The organism is Streptomyces asiaticus (assembly GCF_018138715.1).
Lineage (GTDB): Bacteria > Actinomycetota > Actinomycetes > Streptomycetales > Streptomycetaceae > Streptomyces > Streptomyces asiaticus.
Map to the genome: position 1 here is coordinate 3159575 of NZ_JAGSHX010000006.1, position 5268 is coordinate 3164842.

General features: G+C 73.7%; 1 pseudogene. It reads right to left on the minus strand.

The features are described 5' to 3' along the window. Positions 1–182 precede the first annotated feature (182 nt). Positions 183–5156 (minus strand): annotated as a pseudogene (locus KHP12_RS20885) (type I polyketide synthase); the annotation flags it as partial. Positions 5157–5268 lie beyond the last annotated feature (112 nt).

Genomic DNA, 5268 nt, shown 5'->3' on the forward strand with positions numbered 1-5268 from the left:
TCAGTCGACTTCTCGCTGAGAGGCTATGTGCGAACTAACCCTCATAACAACCCCTAGCTGCCCCCTATGACCCCCTGGAGACCCAAGGTGCGATAGGGGGCAGTCCGGTATTTCGAAACTCTATTGAAGGGTAGAGAAAATCCTGGCCGACATCGGATACGACGTCAATAGCGGAATTCCCGTCAAGCCCTTCCGAGCCCCTTGTTGATGAATGCGAAGAGCTCTTCGTCGCTGGCCGACTGGAGCTGTTCGGCGTCCACCGTGTCCTTCGCCGGGCGCTCCCGCGCCGCCGCGGCGGCGGGCTCGGCGGTGACCGCCGTGCCGTCCGACTCGTTCCACTTCGCCAGCAGCGACTGGAGCCGCATGGTGATCCGGGCCCGGGTGATGTTGTCGGGCGCGGTGCCGGTGAGCGCGGACTCCAGCTTGTCGAGCTCCTCGAGCACCGCCGTGCCGTCGGCCGCCTCGTCGGGCGCGATCCCGGCCCGCAGATAGGCGGCCACGGCGGCCGGGGTCGGGTGGTCGAAGATCAGGCTCGGGGGCAGCTTCAGCCCGCTCGCGGCGCCCAGCCGGTTGCGGAGCTCGACCGCGGTCAGCGAGTCGAAGCCCAGCTCCTTGAAGGCCCGCCCGGCCTCGATGGCCTGGGCGCCGGAGTGGCCCAGCACGGCGGCCACCGCGCTGCGCACCAGATCCAGCAGCACCCGCTCCCGCTCGGTCTCCGGCAGGCCCGCGAGCTGCCCGGCCAGGGCCGTCCCGGCGGCGCCCGCGTCGTCGGTCTCGGCGGCGGCCATCTCCTCGACGACCTCGCGGGCCTCCGGCAGGTCGTGCAGCAGCGGCCGCGGCCGGTCGGCGGTGAAGGCGAGGGTGAACCGCCGCCAGTCCATGTCGATGACGGTCAGCGCGGTCTCGTCCCGGTCCAGCGCGTGCTGGAGCGTGGCGGTGGCCGGCTCCGGCGCCATCTCGTTGATGCCGTGGCGGCGCATCCGGTCGCCCACGGCGCCGTCCACCGTGGCGCCGTCGCCCCACGGGCCGAAGGTCAGCGTGGTGGCGGGCAGCCCGTCCGCGCGGCGCTGCTCGGCGAAGGCGTGCAGGAAGGCGTTGCCGGGCGCCTGGTTGCCCTGGCCCGGTGCGCCGAAGGTGGCGGAGAAGTGCGAGCAGAGCACGAACGCGGTCAGGTCGAGCTCGCGGGTGAGCTCGTGCAGATGGCGTGTGGCGTCCACCTTCAGCCGCAGCACCCGCTCGACCTGATCGGGGGTCAGCCCCTCGATCACCCCGTCGTCGATGACGGCGGCGGTGTGCACGACGGCCGTCAGCGGCTGGTCGGCCGGGATGGCCGCGAGGGTCTCGGCGAGCGCGGCGCGGTCGGTCACATCGCACGCGGCGAGGGTGACCTTGGCGCCGAGCCCGGTCAGCTCGGCCTCCAGCTCGACCGCCCCGGGGGCGTCCGGGCCCCTGCGGCTCGCCAGGACGAGATGGTCGGCGCCGTTGCGGGCCAGCCACCGCGCGACCTGTGCGCCGAGCCGTCCCGTACCGCCGGTGACCAGTGTGGTGCCGGTCGGCCTCCAGGCCCGTACGGCGGAGGTGTCGGCCAGCGGGGCGCGCACCAGGCGGGGCCCGAAGACGCCGGTGGCACGGATCGCGGCCTGGTCGTCGTCGCCGTCGGAGGCGAGGAGGCCCACCAGCCGGGTCAGGGCGGGCTCGTCGGGCGTGTCGGGCAGGTCGATCAGACCGCCCCAGCGCTCCAGGTGCTCCAGCGCGGCCACCCGGCCCAGGCCCCAGACGAGGGCCTGCTCGGGCGCGGCCGGGCGGTCCGTGCCGCCCACGGAGACGGCGCCCTGCGTCAGGCACCACAGCGGCGCGCCGATCCCCGCGTCGCCGAGGGCCTGGACCAGCGCGAGCTGGGCGGCCGTTCCGGCGGGCAGGGAGGCGTGCTCGGGGTGTGTGCCCTCGGCCGGGGCCAGCAGGGACACCACTCCGGCGAAAGCGGCGCCGTCGGCGTCGGTTCCGGCTTCGGTTCCGGTTCCGGCCTCGGCGTCGGTTCCGGCTTCGGCGAGCGCGGTGCGCAGCCGCGCGGCCAGCTCCTCCCGGCCGTCGACGGCGGTGTCCACGACGATCCGCGTCACGTCGGCGCCGCGTTCGGCGAGCACACCGGCGACGGCGTCGGTCCAGGTGTCCTCGGTGGCCGGGGTGACGACGAGCCACGTGCCGGTCAGCCGCGCGGATCGCTTCTCGGCGAGCGGCTTCCACGTCACGCGGTAGCGCCAGCCGTCCACCGTGGACTGCTCACGGGCCTGCTTGCGCCACGACGCCAGGGCGGGCAGCACGGCGCTCATGGGCTGATCGCCCTCGACCGTCAGCTCGGCGGCCAGCGTCTGCCAGTCCTCGGCCTCCACGGCGGCCCAGAACTTCGCCTCCACGGCGTCGTGCCCGCGCCCCCCGCCCGCCTGCGCGGGCGCGGCCTCCGGCCAGTAGCGCTGCTGCTGGAAGGCGTACGTGGGCAGCTCGATCCGGCGCGCGCCGGTGCCGTCGAAAAACGCGTCCCAGTCCACGGCCACACCGCGCGACCACGCCTCGCCGACGGAGGCCCAGAAGCGGTCCAGGCCACCCTCGTCACGGCGCAGCGACCCGATCGCGGCCGCGTCCACTCCGGCGTCCTCGGCGGTCTCCTGCACCCCCATCGTCAGCACCGGGTGCGCGCTGGACTCGATGAACACGCCGAAGCCCTCGTCCAGCAGCCGCCGGACCGCGCCCTCCAGCTCAACCGTGCGCCGCAGGTTGGTGAACCAGTACTCGGCGTCCAGCTCCGGACCCTCGACCCACTCCCCCGTCACCGTCGACAGGAACGGCACCTCGGCGTTCTTCGGCTGTACGGGCGCCAGCAGCTCCAGCAGCTCCTCGCGGAGGAGTTCGACCTGCGCGGAGTGCGAGGCGTAGTCCACCGGCACCCGGCGGGCCCGCACCTCATCGGCCTCGCAGGACGCCAGGAGCTCGTCCAGCGCGGTCGGCTCACCGGAGACGACCACCGACGACGGGCCGTTGACGGCCGCCACCGAGATCCGCTCCTCGCCCCAGGGCGCGATGCGCTCGCGCACATCCGCCACCGGGAGCGCCACCGACACCATGCCGCCCTTGCCCGCCAGCACCCGGCCAATGGCCTGGCTGCGCAGCGCCACCACACGCGCCGCGTCCTTCAGCGACAGGGCTCCCGCCACGCAGGCGGCGGCGATCTCGCCCTGCGAGTGGCCGACCACCGCGCCCGGGACGACACCCAGCGAACGCCACAGCTCCGCGAGCGACACCATCACCGCGAACAGCACCGGCTGGACCACATCCACCCGGTCCAGCGACGGCGCGCCCTCGGCACCCCGCAACACATCCACCAGCGACCAGTCGGTGAACTCCGCCAGCGCCGCCGCACACTCCTCGATCCGCGCGCCGAAGACGGGCGAGGCGTCCATCAGCCCCACGCCCATCCGCACCCACTGCGACCCCTGCCCGGGGAAGACGAACGCCGTCTGCCCGGCGACCACGGCGCCCCGCTCCACACCGGCCGCCATGCCGCCCTCGGCGAGCGCGGTCAGCCCGGCCATCAGCTCCTCGCGGTCCCGGCCCTGGACCACACCGCGGTGGTCCAGGGCGGCGCGGGTGGTGGCCAGCGACAGGCCGACGTCCACCGTGCGCAGCGCCGGTTCGTCGTGCAGCCGGTCCAGCAGCCGCCACGCCTGGGCGCGCAGCGCCGCCTCGCTCTTGCCGGAGAGCACCCACGGCAGCACACCCGGCTGCTTGGACACCAGCTCGACCGGGCCCGGCTCCTCGGCGGGGGCCTGCTCGACGATGGTGTGCGCGTTGGTGCCGCTGAAGCCGAAGGAGGAGATGCCCGCACGGCGCGGACGGCCGGTCTCGGGCCACGGCGTGGCCGACCTGACCAGCGCGATCTTCCCCGAGGACCAGTCGATGTGCGGGGACGGCTCGGCGATGTGCAGCGACTCGGGGACGACGCCGTGCTGCATCGCCAGCACCATCTTCATCACCCCGGCGATGCCCGCGGCGCCCTGGGTGTGGCCGATGTTGGACTTCACCGAGCCGAGCAGCAGGGGCAGTTCCTCGGGCCGGTCCTGGCCGTAGGTGGCCAGCAGCGCCTGCGCCTCGATCGGGTCGCCGAGCGAGGTGCCCGTGCCATGGGCCTCCACGACGTCCACATCGCCCGCGGACAGCCGCGCGTTGGCCAGTGCCTGCTGGATGACGCGCTGCTGGGACGGGCCGTTGGGCGCCGTCAGACCGTTGGACGCGCCGTCCTGGTTGACGGCCGAGCCGCGCACCACGGCCAGCACCTTGTGGCCCAGGCGGCGGGCGTCCGAGAGCCGCTCGACCAGCAGGACGCCCACGCCCTCGGCCGGGCCGAAGCCGTCGGCGTCCGCCGAGAACGCCTTGCAGCGGCCGTCCTCGGACAGCCCGCGCTGGCGGCTGAACTCGATGAACAGGCCCGGCGTGGACATCACATGGACGCCGCCCGCGAGCGCGAGCGAGCACTCGCCGAGCCGCAGCGACTGGACGGCCAGGTGCAGCGCCACCAGTGACGCGGAGCACGCCGTGTCCACCGTGACGGCGGGGCCCTCCAGGCCGAACACGTAGGAGAGCCGGCCGGAGACGACGCTGCTGGCGTTGCCGGTGCCGAGGTGGCCGCCGAAGTCGTCCGCGGCGTCGAGCGCCACCGTCAGATAGTCGGAGGCGTTCATGCCCGCGAAGACACCGGTCCGGCTGCCGCGCAGGGACGCGGGGTCGATCCCGGCCCGCTCGAACGCCTCCCACGAGGTCTCCAGCAGCAGCCGCTGCTGCGGGTCCATCGCCATGGCCTCGCGCGGCGAGATCCCGAAGAACGCCGCGTCGAACCGGGTGGCGTCGCCCAGGAACCCGCCCTCACGGGTGTAGGTGGTGTCCGGGGTGTCCGGGTCGGAGTCGAACAGGTTCGCCAGGTCCCAGCCGCGGTCGGCCGGGAACTCCGTCTGCGCCTCGCCGCCGGAGGCCATGAGCCGCCACAGCTCCTCGGGGGTGCTGACACCCCCGGGGAAGCGGCAGCTCATGCCCACGATGGCGATCGGCTCATGGGCCTGGTCGTCGACCTCCTGGAGCCGCCGGTGGGCGGCGGTGAGGTCGGTGGTGACCTTCTTCAGATATTCGCGGAGCTTGGCTTCGTTCGCAGTCGCCATGGACGTTCACCTATTCGCAATGCTCTTGATCGTCGGGGGGTCCGGATGAGGGTGCTGCCGCGCT